Source organism: Micromonospora sp. NPDC049107 (assembly GCF_040648595.1).
In the GTDB taxonomy this organism is placed as follows: domain Bacteria; phylum Actinomycetota; class Actinomycetes; order Mycobacteriales; family Micromonosporaceae; genus Micromonospora.
The window spans coordinates 296,527-321,138 of sequence record NZ_JBEZEC010000009.1 but is presented as its reverse complement, the minus strand read 5'-3'; the positions used below and the strand labels follow the sequence as shown (position 1 = coordinate 321,138).

Here is a 24,612-nt window from a genome sequence, read left to right as displayed (position 1 = left end):
GGCGACGGACGAGTCGACCTGTACGCCGGATTTTGTGCGCGGCGCGTACCCCGAGGGGTTTCACGCCGGCGGCGGCCATCCATCTCGGCCTGCCGTTGCCGGCAGGCTCTAGCGGCCTACCCGCAGACATTGGGCGGGCAGCCCTCAAGCGTCTGCGCCGGGTCGTCATCTTGCGGTGACGGCCCTTGCTTGGCCTTGCTCCGGGTGGGGTTTACCGAGCCACCCCGGTCGCCCGGGGTGCTGGTGGGCTCTTACCCCACCGTTTCACCCTTACCGTCCCCAATGGGGTCGGCGGTCTGTTTTCTGTGGCACTGTCCCGCGGGTCGCCCCGGGTTGCCATTAACAACCACCCTGCCCTGTGGAGTCCGGACGTTCCTCGGCGGCGGGCCGAAGCCCGCCGACGCGACCGCCCGGTCGACTCGTCCGTCGCGCCCCCATCCTAACGGCGTGGCGGGGATACCCTGTTCCGCCCCGGCTCAGCCGATGACGCTGGCGGGCCGGTGCGGCCGACGAGGGCGAGACGGCGGCGCTCAGGCCCCCAGGCGCGCCGTCCATGACACCACGTCGGCGACCGTCGAGTTGCCGCCGCAGAGCACGAGACCCAACCGGGCGTCGTCACCTACCCGCTCCCGTACCTGGCGGGCGGCCGGCAGAAGGCATCCGGCGGCCGGCTCGGCCCAGACCTTCGCATGCTCGGCCAACTCCACCGTCCCCCGTACCGCCTCGGCGTCGGAGACCACGAGCACGTCGCTGACCAGGGCGACCACGTGGTCGTAGGTGAGCGGCGAGACGGTCGGCGCGCTGAGCGTGGTGACGATCGACGACAGCGGCACCTCGACCGGCCCACCCTTGGCCAGGGCCAGCGACATCGCCTGCGCGCCCTCGGTCTCCACGCCCCAGACGCGTACCCCCGGTCGGCGTGCCCGTAGCGCAGCAGCCACTCCGGAGATCAGCGCCCCACCGCCGACGCTGACCAGCACGTCGGTCAACTCACCGGCGTCGTCGGCGAACTCCAGTCCGACCGTGCCCTGCCCGGCGAGCACCACCGGGTCGTCGAACGGGTGCAGCAGGGTCAGTCCGTCCTCCCGCAGCCGGGACATGAGCGCGAACGCGGCGGACATGCCGTCGGTCAGATGGACGTCGGCACCGGCCGCGCGGGCCACCTCGATGGCACGCGCCGGCGCCGTCCGGGGCATCACGACGGTCGCCGCCACACCCAGGGCGCCGGCCATCACGGCGACCGCGATGCCGTGGTTGCCACCACTGACCGCCAGCACGCCCGCCGCCCGCTCGGCATCGTCCAGGACGAGCAGCTTCGCCGCCGCGCCGCGCGCCTTGAACGACCCGGTACGTTGCAGCAGCTCCAGCTTGGCGGTGACAGGCACGCCGAGCAGCTCGGACAGGCCGGGGCTGGGAACGGTGGGTGTGTGAATCACGTGGCCGGCGATCCGGCCGGCGGCCGCCTCGATGTCCGCGAGTTCGATCATCGCTGAAGCGTGCCACAGCGGCGGCACGCTACCCCGGTCGCCCGGGGTGCGCGCCGGGCTGACCTGCTGAACGGGGTCACGACGGCCAACCCAGTGAGGTTTGGCGTCGGCGAGCGGGCGATTAGCCAGCCGATCGTGCGGGGGTTCAGTCGGCCGGGCTAGCCTCGTGGGGCTATGGATCTCTCCCACGCCGCGCTGCTGCTCGCCGCCGGTCTCGCCGCGGGCACTGTCAACGCGGTGGCCGGCGGTGGTTCGTTGATCACGTTTCCGGCGATGATCGCGGTCGGGTTGCCGCCGGTGCCGGCGAACGTCAGCAACTCCGTCGCCGTCTTTCCCGGGTACGTCGCCAGTGTGGCGGGCAGCCGCCAGGACCTGCCGCGCCCCCGCGCGCTCGCCACGTTGGTGCCCACCACGATCGTCGGCACGATCGTCGGGGCGCTGCTGTTGCTGGCGACCCCGGCCCGTGCGTTCGAGCTGGTCGTACCCTTTCTGGTTCTCGGCGCGACCGCGGTCCTGGCCTTCCAGGACCCGCTACGCCGGCTGGTCGGTCACCCCCGGGACCTGTCGCCACGCCAGCGGACGGTCGCGGTCCAGACGATGGTCGCGCTCGGTGCGGTGTACGGCGGGTACTTCGGCGCGGCGCTCGGGGTGATGCTGGTCGCCGGCCTGGCGCTGGTGCTCGACGCGACCCTGGCGCGGGTGAGCGCGATCAAGAATCTGCTCTCGGCCGTGGTGGGGTTGACCACACTCGTGATTTTCGCCCTGTTCGGCCCGCTGAACTGGGCGGTGGTCGCGGTGGTCGCGCCCGCCACCCTCTTTGGGGGGTACGTGGGCGCCCGGCTGGTCCGCCGGCTGCCGGCGGTGGTGCTCAAGACGCTGATCGTGGTGTTCGGTACGACGATCGGCCTCTACCTGCTCTACCGCGCCCTGCGCTGACCCGCCGGACGCCAGCCCTCAGTACGCCTCGCCCACCGGCTCCTCGGGGGCGTGCTCGGTGTCGACGGCGGCGCGGTTCCAGCGGGACCAGAGGACCCGCTCGCCGTAGCCGGCGGCCATCATGTGCGCGAACGCCAGGTACACCAGCACGCCGACGGCGAGCACCCCGAACCCGACCCAGAACGGCAGCGCCAGGGACTGCTCGGCGAGCTTGCCGGAGATGATCGGGGCGGGCGCGGCGGCACCCCAGCGGACCAGGTTGAACGCGCCGGTGGCGAGCCGGCGGTCGCTGGAGCCGAGGCCGAGCGCCAGGTCGGTGAGGTTGGCGTTGGCGAGGCCCATGCACAGGCCGGCGAGCACCAGCACCACGAGCGCCTCGGCGGTGCTGGTGGACGTCGCGAAGAGGACCATGCAGACCAGCAGCCCGGCGATGGCCACGCCGACGGTCTGCACCGCGCCGATCCGGTGGGCGAGCCGGTGGCCGATCACCAGGATGCCGGTGGCCAGGCCGAGGCCCCAGCCGGTGAAGGCGAGCCCCAGCGGGACGACGTCCAGGCCGAGGAAGAGCGGCGTGTAGCCGAGCACGACGAAGAACACGAAGTTGTACGCGGCGGTGACCACGCAGAGCGCGATGAACGCCGGTCGGCGGTAGGTGGCGAAGATCTGGCCGACGCGTACCGGGGCCTGGCGGTTGGTGGGCTCGCGCAGCTTGCGGGCGGCCACCCCGAGGGCCAGGACCATGAACACGCCGCAGACGAAGAACGGCAGCCGCCAGGAGACCTGGCCGAGCAGGCCGCCGATCAGCGGGCCGACGGCGAACCCGAGGCCGAGGGCGGTCTCGAAGAGGCCGACCACCCACTCCCGGTCGACGGCCAGGTTGACCAGCACCACCATGGCGGTGGCGAAGAACATCGCGTTGCCGAGGCCCCACACGCCGCGCAGCACGGAGAGCTGCACGATGTTGCCGCTGAACGAGGCGAGGATGGCGGCCAGGCCGACCACCGAGACACCGGCGACCAGCACCGGCTTGAAACCGAACCGGCCGCTGGCGAGCGTCGCCGGGATCATGCCCAGGGCCATGACCGCGATGTACGCGGTGAACAGCAACTCGACCTGCCAGGCGGTGACCCCGATCGCCTCGCCGATGGCGGGCAGGATCGGGTCGACGACGGCGATGCCGGCGATGGCGAGGAACGCCACCAGCGTGGTGGCGTAGATGGCACTGCGGTTTGGTTCGGATGACCGATCCACTCCGACTCCCCAATTAGCTGTATCGTACAGGTATTTACCCTGTATCCTACAGCTATGAGCGACGACGACGAGAGCACCCTCGGACTGATCGAGACCGAGGTGGCCCTGCTGATGCGCTTCGGCGAGGCCACCCGGCGGGCCACCGGGTCCGCCGAGCACCGGGTGCTCGACCGCGCGGCGTACGTCATCCTGCGGCACCTCGACGCCGCCGGCCCGCAGAACGTCTCCGCGCTCGCCGCGCGGCTCAACCTGGACGGCTCGACGGTGACCCGGCAGGTCTCCGCCCTGCAACGCGACGGCCTCATCGCCCGCGCCCCCGACCCCACCGACGGGCGCGGCACGGTCATCTCCCCCACGACCGCCGGCCTCCAACGGATGGCCGCCGTGCAGGCCGCCCGCACCCGGCTCTACGGCGACATGCTCTCCGACTGGAGCCCCGAGGACCGCTCCACCCTGGCAGCCCTGCTGGGCCGCCTCAACCAGGCCCTGGTAAACCGCAACCGCCCCCGCTAACCCGCCAAGATCCGCGCAACATCACCGATACTGGGGTCTCCGACGCAGTTGAGGCAGCAACATCCCTGATGTTGCGCACATCCCACCCCGGCCTGACCTGGGCGGGACCCCGGCCCACCCCTCCCTGCCCTGCCCCTCCAACCCAGCCCTGCCCTGCCCAGCCCGCCCCTGCCCTGCCCGTCCGAGCCCGCCCCTGCCCTGCCCTGCCCGGCCCGGTCCGGCCCCGCCCCGCCCCGCCCGGCCCAGCCCGACCCGGCCAGACCAGACCAGACCCGGCCCGACCAGACCCAGCCCGGCCCGGCCCGGCCCCGGCCCGGCCCGGCCCCGGCCCGGCCCTGTCGATCATGGAGTTGTGATGGAGTACGAACCGGCGCAGTTAGTCATCATCCGGGCACCAGAACTCCATGATCGACGCGGGAGGTCGGGGCGCGGCCCCTTTCACCGCCACCGCCCGGCCGCGGGCGCTGCGCCGCACCCATTCGCCGCCAAGATCGCGCAACATCCTGGATGTAGTGGCATCCCCGCCACCCGACACCACTACAACAAGGATCGAGCACGATCTTGATGGTGGTAACGCGCGACCGGCGCACACAACAGGCGACGGGCAAGTGCGACCCGCGACCGGCGAGGGGCGATGGGCAAGGGGCGACGGGCAAGGGGCGACGGGCGGCGGGCAAGGGGCGACGGGCGGCGGGCGGCGGGCAAGGGGCGGCAGGCGAGGGGCGACGGGCAAGGGGCGGCAGGCGAGGGGCGACGGGCGAGGGGCGGCAGGCGAGGGGCGACGGGCGGCGGGCGGGACTGCTGAACGGCCCCGGGCGCCGGCCTCGCGGCGGGCGCCCGGGGAACGGGAACAGGGAACGCGGTCAGGCGACCGGTTCGCGGGCGGCGTCGGCGTCGCGGTCGGCGTCGGGGGTGACGCGCGGGTCGCCCTCGTCGGCGAAGTAGTCGTCCGGTTCGGTGCCGTCGACTCCCTCGGGCGTCTTCAGAGCCCGCAGGATCAGCGTCACCAGCGCCGCGACGGCAAGGTTGACCAGCACCGCCACGATGCCCACGTAGATCGTCTTGGGTGTGTCGAAGCCGAACTTCTCCAGCGGGAACGCCGAGCCACCGAAGTGCTTCTTCGTCGGGCTGGCGACCTGGTACAGCATCCACATGCCGAGGCCCATGCCGGCGACCCAGCCGGCGATCAGGGCGGTCCGGTGGAACCAGCGGGTGTAGAGGCCCAGGGCCACCGCCGGCAGCGTCTGGAGAATGATGACGCCGCCGATGAGCTGGAGATCGATCGAGAACTGCGGGTCGAGGAAGACGATGCAGGCGACCGCGCCGACCTTGACCACCAGTGAGGTGATCTTCGAGACGTTCGCTTCCTGAGCCGGGGAGGCGTCCTTCTTCAGGTACTCCTTGTAGATGTTGCGGGTGAACAGGTTCGCCGCCGCGATCGACATGATGGCCGCCGGCACCAGCGCGCCGATGCCGATGGCCGCGTACGCGACGCCGGCGAACCAGTCCGGGAACTGCTGGTCGAACAGCAGCGGCACGATCGTGTTGTTGTCCACGCTGCCGGCCGAAGCCCCCGGCAGCGGCTTCACGCCGGCCGCGATGGCCATGTAGCCGAGCAGCGCGATCAACCCGAGCAGCAGGCTGTACGCGGGCAGCGCCGACATGTTGCGCTTGATCACGTCACGGTTCCGGCTGGCCAGGACGCCGGTGATGCTGTGCGGGTAGAGGAACAGGGCCAGCGCCGAACCGAGCGCCAACGTGACGTACTGCAACTGGTTGTTGCCGTTGAGCAGGATGCCGTCGTTCGGGTTCGGTGACGCCTGGAACTTCGCGTCCGCCGCGTCGAAGATGTCGCCCCAACCGCCGAGCTTGTACGGCAGGTAGATGACCGCCACCAGGATCACGATGTAGATCAGGCTGTCCTTGACGAACGCGATCAGCGCGGGCGCGCGCAGCCCCGACTGGTAGGTGTACGCGGCGAGGATGGCGAACGCGATGATGATCGGCAGGTGCCGGGCCAGGGTGCTGTCACCCGTCACGCCCATCGTCTTGAGCACGGCCTCGATGCCCACCAGTTGCAGCGCGATGTACGGCATGGTGGCGACGATCCCGGTGATCGCGATGAGCAGCGCCAGCACGGGCGAGTCGAACCGCCGGCGGACGAAGTCGGCCGGGGTGACGAAGCCGTGCCGGTGCGAGACGGACCAGAGCCGGATCAGCACCAGGAAGACCAGCGGGTAGATGACGATCGTGTACGGCACGGCGAAGAACCCGGCCGCCCCGGCCCCGAACATCAGGGCCGGCACCGCCACGAAGGTGTACGCCGTGTAGAGGTCACCGCCGACCAGGAACCAGGTGATCCAGCCGCCGAAGCTGCGCCCGCCCAGGCCCCACTCGTCGAGGTGCGCCATGTCCTTTGGCGCGCGCCAGCGGGCGGCCACGAAGCCCATCGCGCTGACCAGCAGGAACAGCAACGAGAAAACGATGATCTCGGTGAGATGGTCGCGCCACATCAGCAAACCCCCTTCGTTCGCGACTGCGGGGCTCGCAAAACCGGCTCACTCCTCGCGCTCACCGCACACCCCGCTTCTTCGTCATCTGGTAGACGAGCGTCGTGGTGGCGACGCCGAGCAGGATCCAGGCCAGTTGCAGCCAGTAGTAGCGCGGGAATCCGAAGATCCGGGGCGCGTCACTGTTGAAGAACGCCGGGACCAGCGGCACCACGATGGGGATCAGGAGCAACCAGTTCCAGGGGCTGTGGTCCTTCGCCCTGGATGACGCCGTGGTAGGCGCCTCCGGTTCGGGTGCAGCCATCTGACACACCTCCGGGGAGTCGAGGCACTCGATGTAACGGCCGGAGGCTACGACTCTGTGACCGCCGTCACGATCAGGGCGCGGACGGCTCTGCGCCGAACGGCGCATCGGCTGCGCCGAACGGCGGGGGGCGCGCTGCTCAGGCGGCGGGCAGGTGCGCGGTGTCGTTGACCGTGCGGACGGCGATGCCGCCGTCGGGCCACAGGTCGAGCACCGAGATGCCGGCCGCGTCCAGGAAGAGCCGGTGCAGGAAGCCGTCGGTGGCGGCGAGGGCGTCGCGCAGCGCCAGCTTGATCGGCGAGACGTGCGAGACGACCACCACGGTCTCTCCGGGGTACGCCTTCGGCAGCGCCTCGACGACCCGACGCACCCGTTCGGCCACCTGGGTGAACGACTCGCCGCCCGGCGGGGCGATCCGCGCCGACGCGAGCCAGGCGTCCATCTCCCCCGGCCACTGCTGGCGTACCTCGGCGAAGGTACGCCCCTCCCACTGCCCGAAGTCGCACTCGATCAGGTCGGCCTCGGTGCGGACCGGCACGTCGCCGATCGCGTCGGCGATCGCCGCCGCGGTGGCCGTACACCGGGAAAGGGGTGAGCTGAGCACGGCCGCGACGGACGGGGCCAGCGCGGCCACGCGCGTGCCGGTGGCGGCGGCCTGGGCCCGGCCGCGCTCCGAGAGCGGCACGTCGCCGCGGCCGGAGTAGCGGCCCTGCTCGGTGTACGCGGTCTCGCCGTGCCGCACGAGGATCAGCCGGGTGGCGGTGAAGCTCGGACGGGGCTCCCAGGAGGCCGGCGCGGTCGCCGGGTCGCTGCCCGTCGACGTGCCTCCGGCCGGTGCGCTGGCCGAGGCCGGTGCGCTCGGGGACGCCGTTGGGGTGGGTCGGCCGGCGGCGGCGTCCATCGCGGCGTTGGCGAGCGCGTCGGCGTGCCGGTTCTCCTCGCGGGGGATCCAGGTGAAGCGGACCGCGCCGAAGCGGCCCACCAGCGCGGCCGCCTGCGCGGCGAGCGGACGCAGGCCGGGGTGCTTGATCTGCCACCGGCCGCACATCTGCTCGACCACCAGCTTGGAGTCCATCCGGACGTCCACCTCGGTGGCGGCCAGCTCGGCGGCGGCCCGCAGACCGGCGATCAGGCCCTGGTACTCGGCGACGTTGTTGGTCGCCGTACCCAACGACTCGGCGCGCTCGGCGAGCACCTCGCCGGTCTCCGGGTCGCGCACCACCGCGCCGTAGCCGGCCGGCCCGGGGTTGCCCCGGGACCCGCCGTCGGCCTCGACGACGACCACGCGCGGCGCCACGACCTACAGGCCCGACTCGTTGGTACGGACCATGATCCGCCGGCAGTCCTCGCAGCGGACCACGTCGTCCGGGGCGGCCTTGCGGATGCGGGCCAGGTCGGCGCCGGAGAGGTCCAGTCGGCAGCCGCCGCAGCGGCCGGCGGTGAGCAGCGCCGCGCCCAGCCCGGTGTCCTCGCGGATCTTGTCGTAGAGGGTGACCAGCTCGGCGGGGAGGTCGGCCGCGAGCGGCTGCCGGGCGCCCCGCTTGAACTCCTCGTCCTTGGCGATCTCGGCCAGCGCGTCGTCCCGGCGCTGCTCGGTGGCGGCCCGCTTCTCCCGGGCGTCAGCCAGCCGCTGCTCCACACCGTCGAGGACGCCCTGGGCGGTCTCCCGCTGCTCCATCAACTCCAGCTCGGCGTCCTCCAGGTCACCCTGACGCCGGTTCAGTGAGGCCAGCTCGTGCTGGAGCGCCTCCAGTTCCCGGGCCGGACCGGTGCCGGCGGCGAGCCGGTTCTGGTCCTTCTCCTTGCGGGCGCGGACCTGCTCGACGTCCTTCTCCAAGCGGGCGATGTCCCGGTCCAGGTCGTCGACCGCCACCTGGGCGCGTACCCGCTCGTCCTCCAGCGACGACAGTTCCCGGGCCAGTGCCTCCAGTTCGGCCCGCTCCGGCAGCGACCGGCGGCGGTGCGCGAGCTGGGCGAGGTTGGTGTCGAGCGCCTGAAGGTCGAGCAGGCGGCGCTGGACCTGGGGGTCAGCCTTCACGGTCGGGCTCCTTGTCGTCCACAACGGGTGCGGCGGCGTGCACGGTCCACGGGTCGGTGTCCAGGTCGGACACCAGCGTCTCGACGCCCGGCGCCTCCCGCAGGAAGGCGGCCAGGTCGTCCAGCCACGGTCGTTCGGTCGCCCAGTGGGCGGCCTCGATCAGGGCGGGACCATCGGCGGCGACGTGCTCGCTGGCCGGGTGGTGCCGCAGGTCGGAGGTGAGAAACGCGTCCACCCCGGCGGCGGTCGCGGCGCCGAGGAAGCTGTCTCCCGACCCGCCGCTGACGGCGAGGGTACGAACCATACGCCGGGGATCGCCTGCGGCGCGAACTCCCCAGGACGTGACGGGAAGCACGGCGGCGGCGTGCCGGGTCAGCTCGGCGAGGGTCATCGGGTGGGGCAGGTCGCCGATCCGGCCGAATCCACGGTCGTCACCGTGGGCGGGAGAGCCGGGCGCGGGCCGTTGCAGCGGGCGCAGCCCGGTCAGGCCGAACCGGGCGGCGAGCGCGTCGGAGACGCCCGGGGAGGCCACGTCGGCGTTGGTGTGCGCCGCGTAGAGCGCCACGCCGGCCCGGATCAGGTCGTGGACGATCCGCCCCTTGACGGTGGTCGGCGCGACCGACGACACCCCGCGCAGCAGCAGCGGATGGTGCGCGACGATCATGTCGGCCTCGACGGCGAGCGCCTCGGCGACCGTCTCGGGCACCACGTCGACCACGCACAGCACCCGGCGGACCGGGGCGGTCGGCTCACCGAGCACCAGGCCGACACGATCCCACTCTTGCGCCCAGACGGGCGGATAGCGGCGCTCCATCTCGGCCACCACGTCGCTCACCGTGGCGGCGGATCGGCTTGTGCTCACGGCGGGCCAGCTTACCGGCGCGGAGGCCCGCAGGCGGTGACACCCGGCCCCGGCCGCGCCGGCCGACGGTCCGGCCGCCCCTCGCCGGCCGCGAGCTGGCGACGCCGCGCGAGCCGCAGGTCTGACCGCGCGGCGCGCACCGCCGGTTGGGCGACACCGCGCCGGCTGGCGGTGCGACAGCGCCGTCGACCCGCCGCCAACGCGCCGGGCGGGCTCAGGCGGCGCGGTACGCGACGGTCCGCAGCGCGGCGAGCGGCATCGCCCAGGGGAAGGCGTGCATGTGCTGCTCCCCCGTACCGGGTGGGTGCAGGGCCACCACGTGGTCACCGAAGAGCACGGTGATCCCCCAGTCCGCCAGCCGGGCCACGCCGGCCCGGAACGCCGGGTGGGCGGCCATCGCGACGTTGGTGTACGGCACGGCGACGATCGGGATGCCCTTGCCCTGTGCCTCGACGAGGAGGCCGAGCGCGAGGGTGTCGGCGATGCCGGCCGCCCACTTGTTGACCGTGTTCACGGTCGCCGGGCAGACGACCATGGCGTCGGCGGGCGGCAGCACGTCCGGGTCGCCGGGGTTCTTGTAGTGCGTCCGTACCGGGTGGCCGGTCTGTCGGTGAAGTGCCGCCTGGTCGACGAACTTCGCGCCGTCCGGCGTGGTGACCACGCAGACGTCCCAGCCGTCGGCCTGGGCCAACTCGACCAGGCGGCCGACGTGACGGGCCAACGGCGAACCGCAGGCGATGACGTAGAGCACCGCACGGTGCTCGCTGGTGTGTGGTTGGCCGGTCGTCACACCGGCTCCGCGCTCATACCCCTACTCCCATCTGCTCAGCCAACTCCGCTACCGGAGAAGGCGGCGCACCCCGTGTGCGACGAAGGACGTCGGACATCACCTCGTGGGCGATCGGCCGGCAGCGGATCTCCGACGGCGCGAGCCGGTCGCCGAGCAGCAGCATCTCGCCGGCGTTGGCCACGTCGCCGATCTGGGCGTACCCGCGGGCGATGTCGAGCAGGTGGTGGGCCCGGCGTTCGGGCAGCAGCGCGTTGAAGTCGGGCTCGGCGATGCGCAGTTGGTGGACCTCCACGGCGCGGCCCCCGTCGCCCAGCTCGACGGCGGCGGCGGCCCGGTGCAGCTCGACGTTTGTCGGGCCGAACGACGTCCAGTAGTGGTTGTGGTCGCCGCCGAGCAGGGTGGCGGCCTCCTGCGCACAGTTGATCAGGTCGTCGACGCTGGCCGAGTCGCCGATCCGGGACGCGGCCATCGCACCCTGCAACAGCAGCATCCCGTAGACGGACAGCCGGGCCGGCGACACCTCGTTGCTGCCGCCCGGGGCCAACCGGTTGGCGATCTGGACATTCAGCTCCAGCGCCGGCCGGGCCCGACCCATGGCGACCAGGGCGTTGCAGACGCGGGTGGTGGCGATGCCGGCCAGCAGCGGGTCGTCGGCGCGCTGGGCGACCGCCATCGACCGGTCGGCGGCCAGCCAGGCCAGCTCGAACTCGCCGAGCTTGCGCAGCACCGAGGAGGCGATCTGGTAGACCTGCCCGAGCAGGTGCGCCGCCTCCGGCGCCTGCGCCCCGCTGTAGGCGGCGTCGGCGGCCTGCGCGTCCCGCAGCAGCTTGGGCAGCGCGCGGGTGAGCATCCCGTAGCGGCCGTACTGGTAGGTGAGCCAGGCGTGGTTGACGGCCTTGCGCATGTCGTCCAGCGGCGGCGGGTACGGCACGGCGTCGAAGTACGCGCTCATCGAGTCGTACCGCTCCAGGGCGGCCCGGATCTCCTGCACCTCGATCTGGTCGATGCAGTTCACGGCGTCCGTACGCCGCTCCGGGTCGCGGCCCAGCAGAAGCTGCACGTCCATCTGCAGGATGTCGGCGATCTCGTAGAGGACCGAGAACTTGTCCAGCCGGCGGACGCCCCGCTCGACCTTGTCGACCCAGCTCTTCGACTTGCCCAGGCGGTCCGCGAAGACCTGCTGCGACATCTTGCGTCGCCCCCGCCAGTAGGCCACTCGCCGGCCAATGGGTAGCTCGTCCATCTCCCCATCCCTCCCCTGCCACCGCCGAAGGGCGGGGCGCTGTCCGCGGGTGCGGCGATCAGTCGTTCGTCTTGCAGTTTTCGCTGGTCGCACAGCCTGTACGTCAGCCGGACAGCCAGTCCTCGTACTTTTCGTGCAAGTTGCATGAGCCGTTCGTCAACCTCAACGATCGTGGGTTACGGCAGTGACGGCGCTCGAACTGCGACCTGGCGTCCGCCGGGCCCGACCGAGGGGAGATGGCACACATGTGGGGGAACGTCGGACCACGCGTCGCCGAACTGTCGCCGCTGGAACGCGTCCGGCTGCGCCGGGTCGCCATCCGGTACGCCGTACACGGGTGGGAGGTGACGCCCGGCGCCTGCCTCGCCCGCAGCAGGTTCGTGTGCGGTCGGGCCGGCTGTCCCACCGTGGGTTGCCACCCGGCGCTGGAGAACTGGGAGCTGGCGGCCACCACCGACCCGGCCCGGGTGGCCACCTGGTGGCGGACCCGCCCACACGGTGTGCTGCTGCCCACCGGGCGGACCTTCGACGTGCTGGAGGTGCCGGCGCACCTCGGCCGGCACGTGCTCGACGCCGTGCAGACCCACCCCGCCGGCACCGGCGTACGCGGGCCCGTGCTGGTGACCCCCACCGGCCGGTGGATGTTCCTGGTGCGTCCCGGTGACCCGCTGCGGCCCGAGTTGGAGCACTGCTTCCACGTGGTCCGGCACGGGCCGGGCTCGTGGATCCCCGCGCCGCCGACCCGGCTGCCGGAGGGGACCGTCCGCTGGGCGGTCGCGCCGGAGCAGGCCCGCTGGCAGCTCCCCGACTCGTACCTGGTGCAGAACACCCTGATCGAGGCGCTGCGCGCCAGCGGGGTGACGCTCACCCACGACCTGCTCCCCGGGCACCTGCCGCTGCCCCGCCGGGGAAGGTGAGCCGGGGCCGGCCGACGATCCGATCCGGTGACCGACAGCGTCGCCGGGCCACCGGTCCTCGTTGAGCAGGTGACCGCGCGAACGCGCGCCACGAACGGGGGAACGATGTCCACACACGACCGGTCGCCGTATCCCGGCGGCACCGAGCCGCCCCGGCGCGGCCAACGAGGGCACCGCTGGGCCGGCACCCGCCCAACCAGCTCGCGCCCCGGCCGCCCCCGCCCCACCGGCACCCGCCCCGCCACCACCCACCGCCCCCTCCGCTAGACCCGTCACCCCCCCACCCCCGCCCCACCCAACCTCGTCGATCTTGCACTTTGTGTCGCGGCATTCCCCATCACAAGGGGCGGATCGGCAACCGAAACTGCAAGATCGCGGGGGCAGGGCGCAAGATCGCGGAGAGCGGTGCGGGGCGGGGTCCGGTCAGGCCGTTTGCGGGAGGGCGGCGGAGTGGAACTGGCGGGCGTCGTCGGTGACCACCGCGTAGGTGTGGTCGGTCAGCCGGTCCAGCCAGCCGATCCCGGCCGCGCCCATGGCCAGGGCGGCGGTGGCGTAGGCGTCCGCGACACCCAGGTCGCTGCCGACCACGGTCACCGAGCGCAGTCCGGTGGCCGGCGCGCCCCGGCGAGGGTCCCGCACGTGCCGGCCCCGCTCGTAGACGCCGGAGGTGGCCACCGCCAGGTCGGTGCCGGCGAGCACCAGGCAGGTCGCCATCTCGTCCCACGGGTGCCGGATGCCGATGCGCCACGGCTCGCCGGTGGGCGAGAAGCCGCGTACACGGACGTCGCCGCCGGCGTTGACGCAGTGGTTCGCCGCGCCGGCGGCGAGGAGCCGGTCGGAGGCGACCTGCGCTGCCCAGCCCTTCACGTACCCGGACGGGTCGAGCCCGCCGGTGGCGTACGCGTCGAAGAACCCGTCGGTGACGCCCCACAGGTCGGCGCAGGCCTCCAGCACGAAGCGTAGGTCCGCCGACGCCTCGGAGAGCAGCACCTCGCCCCGGTCGAACCGGCACACCTCGCTGTCCGACTGGTACGTGCTGAACCGGGCGTCGACCTCGTGCATCCAGGTGAAGACGTCGTCGGCCAGCTCCCGCAGTCGCGCCGGAGGCAGGTCGTCGGCGAGGTCCAGGGTGATCGTCGTACCCATGATGTGCTCGACCCGGCACAACCCAGGCCGGGTCATCGCGGCCGGCACGTCAGAACGCCTGCTCGATCGCGGCCCGCAGCGACGACTTGTACGCGTTGCTGGTCGCGGTGGCGCCGGAGACGGTGTTCAGGTTGGCGCTCTGCTTCTGCACCACCTCGCCGCCCGTGCCGTTGTACTTGCTGCGGACGTCGCCGCTGTGGATGTCGGACTCGCCGCCGCTCGGCAGTTCCAGCGTGGTCGCGTCAATGATCTTGTTGCCGGAGACCACGATCTGCACCGTCACGGTCCCGTAGTCACTGGCCGTGTCCACCGGAGGGCCGGTGATCCGGCGGGTGGTCGACTGCGGCGCCTTGGTGGTGGTCTTCGGCGCGGTCGGCGCCTTCGCGGTGGTCTTCGTGCCGGACGGCTTGGCGGTCGTCTTGCCGGGCTTGGGCGACACCGACGCGTCGGCGGTCTCCGACGGCTTCGGCGCCGCGCCCGACGGGTCGGCGGCCGGGGCGACGCTCGGGTCGATCCCCGGTCCGCTGGGGTTGACCGGTTGCGCGGTCGGCAGGTTCTGGGCGACCTGGGTGGTGCCCGGCGAGCCCTTGAGCACCACCAGGGCGGTGGTGCTGGCGGCCAGACCGGTGATCGCGAGCAACGCGCGACGCATGCGATGCCTTCCTACAGTTCGAAGGTGGCCAGGTGGATCTGCCGGCGGGGCACGCCGGCGCGGCGCAGCGCGCGCACCGACTGCTCGACGAGCCCGGACGGTCCGCACAGGTAGACGTCCCGTCGGGCCACGTCGGGCACCAGTTGGCGCAGCCCGTCGGGGCTCATGAGCTGGCGGGGGCCGGGGTCGTCGCGGGAGCCGATGACGTACCAGATCGACGTGTCGCGTTCCTGGGCCAGCCAGTCCAGCTCGCGGCTGAGCAGCACGTCGGCGGGGGTGCGGGCCCGGTAGATCAGGGCCGCGCCCGGCGGCAGCTCCTCGAGCATGGCCCGGATGGGCGTGATTCCGCTGCCACCGGCGATCAGCAGCGCCCGTTCGCGCACCCGGTGCGCGGCGGTGAAGGTGCCCGACGGGCCCTGCGCCCACACCCGGGTGCCCGGTTCGAGGTCGCGCAGGTCGGCGGTGTGCCGGCCGACGACCTTGACGGTGAGCCGCAGCCAGCGGCCGTTCCCGGCGGCGGAGACGGAGAACGGGTGCGACTGCCACCAGCAGCCGGGGGCGAGGAAACGCCAGCGGAAGTACTGCCCGCCGAGCATCGCGAGCCGGCCCAGCCGCTCGCCCGTGAGGTAGATGGAGATCGTGTCGGGGCTCTCGGCGACCACGTCGGCGACGCGCAGCTTGTAGCGCAGGTTGAACGCCAGCGGCGCGATCACCCGTCCCCAGAGCAGCGCGGCGACCACCAGCAGGTAGAGCGCGATCCAGCCGGTGCGTACCGGGCCCGGCTTGTAGAGCTGCGCGCCGTGGCTGAACTGGTGCCCGTAGCCCAGCAGCAGCACCAGGTAGCTGGACCGGTGCAGCAGGTGCCACAGCTCGTAGGGCAGCGCGCGCCGGATGGCCCGGACGCTGCTGAACCCGACCACCATCATGATGCCGGTGGCGACGAAGGCCGAGAGCATGTCCTCGTAGCTGCCGAGCAGCGTGCCCACCTCGGCGAACACCGAGTGGTTCCGCAGGTCGGCGTACCCGACGAGGATCAACGACAGGTGCGCCAGCACGGTGACCAGCAGCGTCGCGCCGATGTCGCGGTGCCAGCGGCCGATCTGCTCGCCGCCGATCCACCGTTCCAGCGCCGGCAGGCGACTCATCATCAGCACCTGCACGAGCAGCAGGTAACCGGCGATCAGGCCGGTGATCCGGCCCGCCGAGGTGAGGGTCGCGGCGCTGCTGCGCAGCGACCCGGCGGGGGTGCCCAGCCACCACGGCAGCACGCTGGCCAGCAGCCCGACCAGCAGCAGCGCGGCCAGCAGCCGTCGGCCGCCGGGTCCGCGCCGGTCCGGGACCTGCGGGGGTACGGGAGCAGCCGACCGGCCGCCGTGCCGGGACGAGGTCCCGGTGCGGCGGCCGGCGGCGTGGGTGCCCGGGTAGGTCACGCGTACAGCTTCATGGGGGCGTACTTCATGCGCGGGAACACCTTCTGCACCTCGGCGTTGGTGAGCCCGAAGCGGCCCTGCGCCAGGGAGCCGTAAACGTTGAACATGTTGTTGTATTCCGGCACGTCGCCGGAGTCCAACTTGCTGAGCCCGTTCCAGGTGCCGAGCAGCGAACCGGCCAGCTTCTTGCCGGACAGCACGGTGACCACGCCGCCGTGGCCGTGGTCGGTGCCGCCGGTGTTCGAGCCGACCCGGCGGCCGAACTCGCTGGACACCATGACCGTCACGTCGGCGGCCTGCGGGCCGAGGTCGGTGAAGAACGCCGCCATCGCGCTGGCCAGCTCGTTCAGTCGGCGGTGCAGCTGACCACCGCTCTGGGTGCCCTGGTTCTCGTGGGTGTCGTAGCCGCCCATGCCGACGGTGGCGACCCGGACGTTGGCGCCGCCCTTGATGAGCTGAGCGAGCTGCTGGAACGCGTTGCCGACGCCCTCGTACTTGACGCCCGCGGCGGGCTGGTACGGCTTGGCGGCGAGCTTCTGGGCGGTGGCGAGCGCGCCCATGCCCTCCTGCACGGCCTCCTCCACCGGGTGGTTGATCCCGGTGAAGAGCCCCTTGATGGCCTTCTCGGTGGCGGCCCGGAACTTGTCGTCGCCGTTGAGGCGCAGCGAGCCGACGCTGTTGAGCGAGAGCGCGCCGTTGTTGCCGACCAGCGAGCGGGGCAGCGTGCTGCCGATGCCGACGCTGCGGAACGCGGTGCCCTTGCCGAGGTTGTCGACGAGGCCGTCGAGCCAGCCCCGGCCGCCGGTCTCGTTGGGCAGGCCACCCAGGTTGCAGGCGTCGGCGGCCTGGAAGTGGCTGCGGGACAGCCGCTCGTCGGAGACCGCCGGGATGAAGCCGAGCTGGCCGGCCTTGAGGAAGCTCTCCAGCGGCTTGAACGCGCTGGTCAGCTTGAAGCCGCGGCTCAGGGCCAGCGAGTCGTTGCCGAGCAGCAGGTCGGGCCGGGCCTTGGCGAGCACCGCGTCGCCGTCCGGCGCGACGAGGCTCAGCCCGTCGAGACCGCCGTAGAGGAAGACGTGGATCAGCGTGCCGGTCTTGGTGGCCGCGAACGACGCCGAGGTGGTGACGAACTGGGAGGTGGCCAGCGCGGTGGCGGTCGCCGCCGCGCCGGCGACGAACGTCCGTCGGGTGACGCCGCGCCCGTCCTGCTGGGCCTCCTCCAGGTCCTCCAGCCGGCGGTAGCGGTCGGCCTCGGCGGCGTTCTCGGCGGCCACGAGGTCGGCCTCGGCGCGCAGCAGCGCCTCGGCCGGGTTGTCGGCCAGCCGTCGTACGTCGGGGCATTCGGGGTGCAGGGGGAAAGAGTTGTACACAGTCTTCTCCATCGGGTGCCTCACCGGAGGTGGTGCTGGGGGGAAGCGAGGATCGCCCGCGCGACGGCGGTGATGGCCCCGTTGAACGTGGCGTCGACCTTGGCGGTCGCCGCCACACCGGCCACGCCGAGGATCAGGTTCTTCTCCCGGGTGCTCAGCTTCTGGCCCACGAGCCGCAGGGACAGCGCGTCCACGTACGCCCCGGCGGTGGCCGGCGCCTTGACCAGCTTCTCCGGCGCGGTGTACGTGAAGACGGTGCGGTAACCGGCCACGATCTCGCCGGCCTCGTTCCAGCCGTTGACCATCGTGCCCGCCGAGGTCCACGCCACGTAGACGTCGGGGTAGCCGTCCGGGGTGGGCTGACCCATCGGATACTGGCCCAGCTCGCGCAGCTTGTCGTGGATCTGCCGCAGGCCCCGGGCGAACGGGGTGCGCTTGTTGTCGCCGTTGTTGTTCTTCGGCGACGCCTCGGGCGAGACGCCCAGCGTGCGGTACGTGGCGACCAGGTACTCCATCGGCCGGCGGACCTTCTGACCCACGGCCGCCCAGAACTCCGACGAGCTGAACAGCGTCATCAGCACCGGCTTGATCATGCCGTTGTTGCTGCTGTACGTCTTGGCCAACCGGTCCACGAGGGACTTCGGCGGGGTGTCCGAGACGAACCGGGTCGCCAGGCTCTGCGCCACGTACTTCGCGGTCGAGGGGTGCAGCGCGATGTAGGTGATGTACTTGTCGATCGCCGCGTCGACGGCGGCGATCTCCTTGGCCGTCGGGTTGTTGACGTCCTTGATGCTGAACGTGTTGGCGTGGGTGAAGCCGAGGATCTTCACCTTGCCCATGTAGTGCTGGTTGACGCGCAGGACGTACTGGCCCTTGTCGTCGACGGCACGGCCGGTCTGGAGCATGGCGGCCTGCCGGACGTCACCCTCCTTGTAGCCGCCGTCGACGCCGACCGAGTACAGCTCGAGGTTCTCCCGGGCGAGGTTCTCGTTGATGGCGTCCTTGCGGGAGTCCTTCTGGTTCAGGTAGATCAGCAGCGCGGGGTGCTTGTTCGCCGCGACCAGCATCTCGGGGTAGCTGCCCAGCGCGTGCTTGCGCACGACGTCCTTGTCGAACGAGGTCCGGTAGACCTCCCCGCCGTCGAAGTCCGCGGCGACGTGCAGGAAGTCGTTCCAGAAGTCGACCATCACCTCGAAGAGCTGACGCTTCGACCAGATCTGCCGGGCCAGGGTGGCGTCGACCACCTCCCGCTCCGGCTGGGCGCCCTGGTCGTTGAGCTTGTCCCGCTGGTCACGGAGCTGCTGCACGGAGAGCGACTGGGTGGGCAGCTCGGCGAGCTTCAGCTCGGCCTTGCTCGGCTCGATCTTGTCCGGGTCGAGCTGCGTCCGGATCCAGGCGTCGATGCCCTGCTTCTTGATGTCGGCGACGACGGCGGGCGTCGCCCCGAAGGTGGCCCGCCGGGCCAGGTGCAGGATCGGGTCCTTGGCGAGCACCGTCTTGACGGTCACCTCGGTCGCCGCGGCGGCCGCCGCCGGGCCGGAGAAGGTACGGCCACCGGCGGGCGCGTTCTTCTTCAGCGCCTCACCGGCGCGCGAGCCCATGTAGCTCTCGTTCTGCTCGGTGTAGGTACGCACCGTGCTGGGCTGCTGGCCGCTGGGGCGCGCCGCGGTCCCATCGGTCACCGTGCTGCCGGTCGCGTCGGCCGCCGCCTCGTCACCGAAGAGGTCGCGGAACTGCGGGGTCATGGCGAGCGCCGCGCCACCGGCCACGACGGCGGCGGTGCCACCGAGCGCGGCCATGGCCTTACGCCGGCCGACCTTGCGGCCCGGCTCGCTGTCGTCGTCCAGAGTGGGCAGTCCGACGCCGGCCGGGCCGGACGGGGCGGGCCGACCGAGGCCCTCGGGGCCGACCCACTGCGGCCCACGCGGGGCGGGGGCGGGCTGCCCGTTGTACGCGTACCCGTCGACGTACTGCTCGCGCGGGTCGCCCTGCGCCGGGTAGCCGCCCTGGTAGGGGTGGGGCGAGTCGTATCCGTACGACGCGGGCGCGGTGGAGTCGCCGTACGTGTCCGAGGTGTGGTGCTGGCGTCCGTCCCAGCCGCGGTCGTCCCGCGGTCGACGTGGTGGCACATTCTGGTCGGCCATGTACCAATCCCGATTTCTGATGAGCGCCGGAAAGCTGCGACCGGGCAGGTGCGGCAGGTGCGGCGACTGTTGCCTGAGGGGGTTGCTACGGCAAGGTAACCAAGCGCTCAGGTGCCTTCAAGGTGGGCCGAACACGCCCGTGAGGGCACTTAAGACAGCCCTCACCACGGCATTCAAGGCCGACGGGTTGGCGCGGGCGGGTTCCAACCTTCCCAGCAGGGCGGACGCGCGTCAGCCGGGTACGGATCGGACCACGCGGCCGTACGCGCCACGTTCACCGCTGTTCACCACCACAGGCAAACTTAAGGTTCGGATAAGCCGGACGTGAAGTGCTCTCACGCTGGGGAAAAGTAGGAAGAGCAGGAGCGTGAGCCGCCGTCGCAGCGGGTATGCCGCCGAACCGCTGAACGCGTGAGGGGAAGGCAGCGCCATGCTCAGCAAAGAGGATCAGCGCAGGTTCGACCAGATCACCCGTCAGCTCCGGGAGAGTGACCCGGCGTTCTTCGCCCGGCTCGACCATCGGGTCCGGGCCCGTCGGGGCCGTTATCTGATGTTGTTGACCATCGTGCTGTGGGCGTCGCTCCCGGCGATGGCCGTGTTCGCCGGCCGGCTGGCCGGCGCGATCTGCGCGGTGGTGCTGGTCGCCAACGCGGCGATCATGTGGCGGTTCCGCCGCCGCTGGACGTGACGACTCACCCCGGGCCGAAGGCCCGGTACGCGCGGCGCAGCCGCTCCAGCAGGCCCGGCCCACCGATGGCCGGTGCCGGCGGACCGAGCTGGCGCAGCAGGAGGTCCGGCCCGGTCGCCAGCCGGGGTGGCCGGTCGGGCAGCGGCACGGGCGCCGTCCAGAAACGGTCCACCGCGTCCGCGACGGGCGTGGCGGCCAACCCGGCGAGCGCGCGGGACGCGCCGGCCGGTGGCAGCACGTCGACCGCCGACGGGCTCGGGTCCACGATGGAGGCCGGCGCGGGCGACGCCGGTGTGCCGGTCGCCTCGGCGCGGCGGGCGCGCAGCCGGTCCAGCAGGTCCGTCCGGGATCGGCCACGCCAGTGCAGCAGCTCGAACGGGTCCGCGTCGAACGCCTCGGCGAGCAGGTAGAACGTGGCCGCCAGGTGCTTGCACGGGACCGCGAAGTCGGGGCAGTTGCAGCGCTGCGTCAGCTCGTCGACGGCGGCGGGAAAGAGTGGGGCGCCCGCCGTGGCGAACAACTCCTCCAACTCGTCGGGCAGGTCCCCGGCGAGCAGTCGGGCGCTGAAGAACGCCTGACCGGCCAACTCGTCCTCGATCCGGGACCAGAGCGCCTCCGGGAACGCCGCCAGCGCGATGGAGACCTCGTACGGGCGGGGCCGGGAGCCCTGCACCTGGGCGGTGACCCGGCCGGGCGTGACGTCGAGCCGGAGCACCTGACCGGCCCGCGCGTACGACCGGCCCCGGGTCAGCCGGGTGCCGAGCGCGAACGACTCCAGCACCTCCAGGAAGCGCCGGGACCACCAGGACCGTCCGATCGCGCCTCGGGCGCTGCGCGCCTTCAGCCCTCCGTCGACCTTGCGGGGGCGGCCGTAGTCGGCGAATCGGTCGGTCACTCCACCACCGCCCCGGCCTCAAGGGCGAACAGGTCCCGGAGCTGACCCGTGGACAGCTCGGTGATCCACTGCTCGCCGGTGCCGACCACCCGCTCGGCGAGGCTGCGCTTGTCGGCGATCAGCGCGGCCACCTTCTCCTCCACGGTGCCCGCGCACACGAACTTGCGGACCTGCACGCGTCGCCGCTGCCCGATCCGGAACGCCCGGTCGGTCGCCTGGTCCTCCACGGCCGGGTTCCACCACCGGTCCACGTGCACCACGTGGTTGGCGGCGGTCAGGGTGAGGCCGGTGCCGCCGGCCTTGAGGGACAGCACGAACAGCGGTGGACCGTCGGCGGACTGGAAGCGCTGCACCAGGGCGTCCCGCTCGGCCTTGCCGAGCCCACCGTGCAGGAACAGCACCTCCCGGCCGAACCGCGCCGACAGGTGACCGCGCAACATCGCGCCGAACTCGGCGTACTGGGTGAACAGCAGCGCCCGCTCCCCCGCCGCCAGCACCTCCTCCAGGATCTCGGTGAGCCGGGCCAGCTTGCCCGAGCGCCCGTCCAGCGGGGAGCCGTCGCGCAGCAACTGGGCCGGATGGTTGCAGACCTGCTTGAGTCGGGTCATGGTGGCCAGCACCAACCCGCGTCGCTCGATGCCGTCGCTGGTCTCGATCCGGGCGAGCATGTCGTCGACCACCACCTGGTAGAGGGCCGCCTGCTCCGCGGTGAGGTTGCAGACCACCTCCATCTCCAGCTTCTCCGGCAGGTCCGAAATGATCGACGAGTCGGTCTTGAGCCGGCGCAGCACGAACGGGCCGGTGATCCGGCGCAGCCGCTCGGCGGCCTCGGCGTCGCCGTTGCGCTCGATCGGCTCGGCGAACCGCTTCCGGAACGTCGCGGCCGGACCGAGCAGCCCCGGATTGGCGAACTGCATGATCGACCAGAGGTCGGCGAGCCGGTTCTCCACCGGCGTACCCGTCACCGCCACCCGCTGTCGGGCGGGCAGCGCGCGGACCGCCTCGGCCTGCCGGGTGGAGGCGTTCTTGATCGCCTGCGCCTCGTCCACCACCACCCGGTGCCAGTCGATGCCGGCCAGGTCGACGGCGTCGCGGGCGGCCACCGAGTAGGTGGTGAGGACCAGGTCCGCGCCGTGCGCGGCCGTCGTGAACTCCGCCCCCCGCGCGCGCTCCGCGCCATGGTGTACGTGCACCCGCAGCCCCGGGGTGAACTTCGCCGCCTCCCGCTGCCAGTTGCCGACCAGCGACATCGGACAGACCAGCAGCGTCGGCCCGGCGTCCGGCGGATCTCCGGCGAGCAGCGCGAGCAACTGCACGGTCTTGCCCAGCCCCATGTCGTCGGCGAGCACCCCGCCGAGCCCCAGCGACCGCAGGAAGGCCAGCCAGGCCAACCCCCGCTGCTGGTACGGCCGCAGCGTCCCGACGAATCCCGGCGGCGGGTCGAGCGGGGTGAGCCGGTGTTCGACCGCCCCGGCCAGCAGGTCGCCCAGCGCGCCATCGGCGCTCACCTCCAGCACCGGCAGCGCGCCGGTGTCCTCGCCGTCGGTGAGCCCCAGGCGGAGCAGGTCGGCGACGGTCAGCTCGCCGGCCGAGCGGAGCAGCCGCAGACCGGCGGCGAGCCGTCCCGGGTCCAGCTCCACCCACCGGCCGCGCAGCCGTACCAGCGGGGTCTTCAGCTCGGTCAGCGCCGCCAACTCCTCCGCCGACAGCGGCTGGTCGCCCAGCGCGATCTCCCAGCGGTAGTCGACGAGCGCGTCCAACCCGACGCCGGCCTCGGTGCTGGCGACCGTGCCGGGCGCGGTACGGCTGCGCGCGCGCAGCCGAGCGCCGAGCCGCGCCGACCGGCGCTGCCACCACGAGGGCAGCAGCACCCCGAAGCCGGCGGCGTGCAGCACCGGCGCGCCTTCGCTGAGGAACCGGTGCGCGCCCTCGACGTCCAACTCCATCGCCTCGGGGGCGGCCGTGCGCAGCGCGGCGTCCAGGTCGGGCCAGAGCCGGCTGGCCCGGCCCAACTCGGCCAGCAGGGTCTCCTGCGGGCTGCCCGTACGGCCGGCCGGGTGCGCCCGCCAGACCTCGGCGGCGTCGACGTGCAGGCCCGGCTCGTCGGCGGCCTGCAACCCGAACTCCAACCGCCACCGCGCGGTGTCGGTCGAGGTTACGGGTGTGCTGTCGCCGGACGGGCGGGTGGCCAGGATCGGTTCGGTGACCTCGTCGGGGGCCGGCTCGACCAGTCGGAAGCTGGCCCGCACGGCCCCGCCGGCGGCGTCGCGCTGCCAGTCGTCCAGCTCGGTACGCAGCACGTCCAGCGCCGCCTCGTCGACGGAGAAGTCGCGGCGGGGCCCGGCCAGCGCGGCCAGCCAGGCCGGCGCGGGCCCGGCCGGGCGTACTCCCCGGGCCAGGGTGGTGTTCGCGAGAGCGGCCCGGGCGGCGGCGTCGGTGAGCCCGTCGAGCGCGTCCGCCACCAGCTCGGTGGCGGTCAGCTCGCCGTCGCCGCCCTCGGTGTCGACGGCGGCGGCGCGGGCGGCCGGCGGTAGGGCCAGCGCCAGCGAGCGGGCCCAGCCGGCGTCGGTGCCGGTCAGCAGCGGACGCCACACCGCCCGGGCGACCACCCGGTCCGCCGTCGAGCGGGCCGCGCCGGCATCAGCGGCATCAGCCGGGCCGGCATCAGCCAGGGCGACATCAGCCGCGCCGGCATCAGCGGCATCAGCCAGGGCGACATCAGCCGCGCCGGCATCAGCGGCATCAGCCAGGGCGACATCAGCCGCGCCGGCATCAGCGGCGTCAGCCGGGCCGGCATCAGCCAGGGCGGTCGTGTCGATTCGCGTGTCAACGGTCGGCAGGACGCGGCCCCGGGCCACCAGGTCGGCGGCGAAGTCGGCCAGCTCGCCGAGGTGCCGCAGGGTCGCCCCGCACACCACGGGGAGGTCGTCCAGGGCGCGGAGCAGGGGCAGGGCGTCGTCCGGGGCGTACACCAGGGTGGGCACCCGCCACGCGGCGAGGGCGAGCCGGCCGCGGGTCGGGGGTGCGACGGTGGTGCGGATCAGCTCGGGCGAGTCGGTCGGCGTGCCCGCCCGGGTGGGCAGGGTGAGCAGCGCGGTGGCCGGGCGGGCCGGCGCGGCGACGTCGGTGAGGGCCGCGACCAGATCGGCGTGCCCGGCGGCGAACGGGTGCGGGCGGTCCCGGGGAGGGCGGCCGGAGCGCGCGATGGGTACCGGCGCGGCGGTGTCCTCGGCCCACACGGCGAGCCCGGAGCCGGGCAGCCACAGCCCGTGGATGACCAGCACGTACTCCCCCTTGTCGCCGCCCGCGCCCAGGATAGGCGGCCCCGCGCGGAAAGCTCGCGCCGATCTTGCGGTTTCTGTCGCCGACGTGGGTGGTAATGCCCCTTGTGCCGGGACAGAAAGTGCAAGATCGCGGGGCCGAGGGCTAGCGTCGCTTC

The 24,612-nt window shown here is 72.6% G+C and carries 20 protein-coding genes and 1 other RNA gene; 4 read left to right on the top strand and 17 right to left on the bottom strand.

The annotated features are described in order from the left end of the window. Positions 1–5: 5 nt before the first annotated feature. Positions 6–422: RNase P RNA component class A (gene rnpB / locus AB0B55_RS23530), an RNA gene on the bottom strand. 108 nt (positions 423–530) lie between these two features. Then, positions 531–1,487 carry a threonine/serine dehydratase gene (locus AB0B55_RS23525; RefSeq protein ID WP_357132653.1) on the bottom strand — a complete coding sequence of 319 codons (957 nt, stop codon included), beginning with the start codon at positions 1,485–1,487 and terminating at the stop codon, positions 531–533. Positions 1,488–1,661: 174 nt separating this feature from the next. Here AB0B55_RS23525 and AB0B55_RS23520 point away from each other — a divergent pair, with 174 nt between their 5' ends. Next, a complete protein-coding gene (locus AB0B55_RS23520; protein ID WP_357173733.1) occupies positions 1,662–2,423 on the top strand; it encodes a sulfite exporter TauE/SafE family protein in 762 nt (253 codons plus the stop codon). An 18-nt stretch (positions 2,424–2,441) separates the two neighbouring features. Here the strand turns inward: AB0B55_RS23520 and AB0B55_RS23515 are convergent, their stop codons facing one another. Further along, a complete protein-coding gene (locus AB0B55_RS23515; RefSeq protein ID WP_357132647.1) occupies positions 2,442–3,674 on the bottom strand; it encodes an MFS transporter in 1,233 nt (410 codons plus the stop codon). Positions 3,675–3,728: 54 nt separating this feature from the next. Here AB0B55_RS23515 and AB0B55_RS23510 point away from each other — a divergent pair, with 54 nt between their 5' ends. Continuing rightward, complete coding sequence (locus tag AB0B55_RS23510) at positions 3,729–4,187, top strand: MarR family transcriptional regulator (protein WP_357173730.1); 459 nt, start codon at positions 3,729–3,731, stop codon at positions 4,185–4,187. 863 nt (positions 4,188–5,050) lie between these two features. Here the strand turns inward: AB0B55_RS23510 and mctP are convergent. From mctP to AB0B55_RS23475, 7 genes are all read right to left on the bottom strand, one after another. After that, complete coding sequence (gene mctP / locus AB0B55_RS23505) at positions 5,051–6,700, bottom strand: monocarboxylate uptake permease MctP (protein ID WP_357173727.1); 1,650 nt, start codon at positions 6,698–6,700, stop codon at positions 5,051–5,053. Between the two features lie 58 nt (positions 6,701–6,758). Next, positions 6,759–7,001, bottom strand: coding sequence for a DUF3311 domain-containing protein (locus tag AB0B55_RS23500; protein ID WP_357132638.1), 243 nt, complete (start codon positions 6,999–7,001; stop codon positions 6,759–6,761). A 139-nt stretch (positions 7,002–7,140) separates the two neighbouring features. Then, a complete protein-coding gene (locus tag AB0B55_RS23495) occupies positions 7,141–8,298 on the bottom strand; it encodes a bifunctional RNase H/acid phosphatase (RefSeq protein ID WP_357132635.1) in 1,158 nt (385 codons plus the stop codon). Between the two features lie 3 nt (positions 8,299–8,301). Continuing rightward, the gene (locus tag AB0B55_RS23490; protein ID WP_357132632.1) at positions 8,302–9,039 is read right to left on the bottom strand and encodes a C4-type zinc ribbon domain-containing protein; all 738 of its coding nucleotides are present in this window, start codon (positions 9,037–9,039) and stop codon (positions 8,302–8,304) included. After that, the gene (locus AB0B55_RS23485; protein ID WP_357173724.1) at positions 9,029–9,901 is read right to left on the bottom strand and encodes a Nif3-like dinuclear metal center hexameric protein; all 873 of its coding nucleotides are present in this window, start codon (positions 9,899–9,901) and stop codon (positions 9,029–9,031) included. Before AB0B55_RS23485 ends, AB0B55_RS23490 begins: the two co-directional genes overlap by 11 nt. A 214-nt stretch (positions 9,902–10,115) precedes the next feature. Then, entirely contained in the window at positions 10,116–10,691 is a 576-nt protein-coding gene (locus tag AB0B55_RS23480) for a flavoprotein (RefSeq protein WP_357132629.1), read from the bottom strand. A gap of 13 nt (positions 10,692–10,704) precedes the next feature. Further along, entirely contained in the window at positions 10,705–11,934 is a 1,230-nt protein-coding gene (locus tag AB0B55_RS23475; protein ID WP_357173721.1) for a helix-turn-helix domain-containing protein, read from the bottom strand. A 245-nt stretch (positions 11,935–12,179) separates the two neighbouring features. Between AB0B55_RS23475 and AB0B55_RS23470 the strand changes: the two genes are divergently transcribed. Beyond that, positions 12,180–12,851 carry a bifunctional DNA primase/polymerase gene (locus AB0B55_RS23470; RefSeq protein ID WP_355051440.1) on the top strand — a complete coding sequence of 224 codons (672 nt, stop codon included), beginning with the start codon at positions 12,180–12,182 and terminating at the stop codon, positions 12,849–12,851. Positions 12,852–13,274: 423 nt separating this feature from the next. Here the strand turns inward: AB0B55_RS23470 and AB0B55_RS23465 are convergent, their stop codons facing one another. Genes AB0B55_RS23465 through AB0B55_RS23445 form a run of 5 tightly spaced genes read right to left on the bottom strand, consistent with a single transcriptional unit; the run spans position 13,275 to position 19,590 of the window. Beyond that, positions 13,275–13,997 carry an FAD:protein FMN transferase gene (locus AB0B55_RS23465; RefSeq protein ID WP_357173718.1) on the bottom strand — a complete coding sequence of 241 codons (723 nt, stop codon included), beginning with the start codon at positions 13,995–13,997 and terminating at the stop codon, positions 13,275–13,277. 49 nt (positions 13,998–14,046) lie between these two features. Further along, a complete protein-coding gene (locus AB0B55_RS23460; protein WP_357173715.1) occupies positions 14,047–14,649 on the bottom strand; it encodes an FMN-binding protein in 603 nt (200 codons plus the stop codon). Between the two features lie 11 nt (positions 14,650–14,660). After that, positions 14,661–16,079 (bottom strand): ferredoxin reductase family protein, encoded by a 1,419-nt coding sequence (locus AB0B55_RS23455; RefSeq protein WP_357173713.1) that lies wholly within the window; start codon positions 16,077–16,079, stop codon positions 14,661–14,663. Beyond that, positions 16,076–17,458 carry a DUF1501 domain-containing protein gene (locus tag AB0B55_RS23450; protein WP_357173711.1) on the bottom strand — a complete coding sequence of 461 codons (1,383 nt, stop codon included), beginning with the start codon at positions 17,456–17,458 and terminating at the stop codon, positions 16,076–16,078. Before AB0B55_RS23450 ends, AB0B55_RS23455 begins: the two co-directional genes overlap by 4 nt. Positions 17,459–17,466: 8 nt before the next feature. Continuing rightward, on the bottom strand, positions 17,467–19,590 hold the full coding sequence (locus AB0B55_RS23445) for a DUF1800 domain-containing protein (RefSeq protein WP_357173708.1): 2,124 nt from the start codon (positions 19,588–19,590) through the stop codon (positions 17,467–17,469). Positions 19,591–20,020: 430 nt separating this feature from the next. Between AB0B55_RS23445 and AB0B55_RS23440 the strand changes: the two genes are divergently transcribed. Then, positions 20,021–20,278, top strand: a complete 258-nt coding sequence (locus AB0B55_RS23440; protein ID WP_234586377.1) for a DUF3040 domain-containing protein — start codon at positions 20,021–20,023, stop codon at positions 20,276–20,278. Positions 20,279–20,282: 4 nt separating this feature from the next. Here the strand turns inward: AB0B55_RS23440 and AB0B55_RS23435 are convergent, their stop codons facing one another. Both AB0B55_RS23435 and AB0B55_RS23430 read right to left on the bottom strand, forming a co-directional pair. Further along, the gene (locus tag AB0B55_RS23435) at positions 20,283–21,173 is read right to left on the bottom strand and encodes an SWIM zinc finger family protein (protein WP_357173706.1); all 891 of its coding nucleotides are present in this window, start codon (positions 21,171–21,173) and stop codon (positions 20,283–20,285) included. After that, positions 21,170–24,457 (bottom strand): DEAD/DEAH box helicase, encoded by a 3,288-nt coding sequence (locus AB0B55_RS23430; RefSeq protein WP_357173703.1) that lies wholly within the window; start codon positions 24,455–24,457, stop codon positions 21,170–21,172. The genes AB0B55_RS23435 and AB0B55_RS23430 overlap by 4 nt, the downstream gene beginning before the upstream one ends. Positions 24,458–24,612 lie beyond the last annotated feature (155 nt).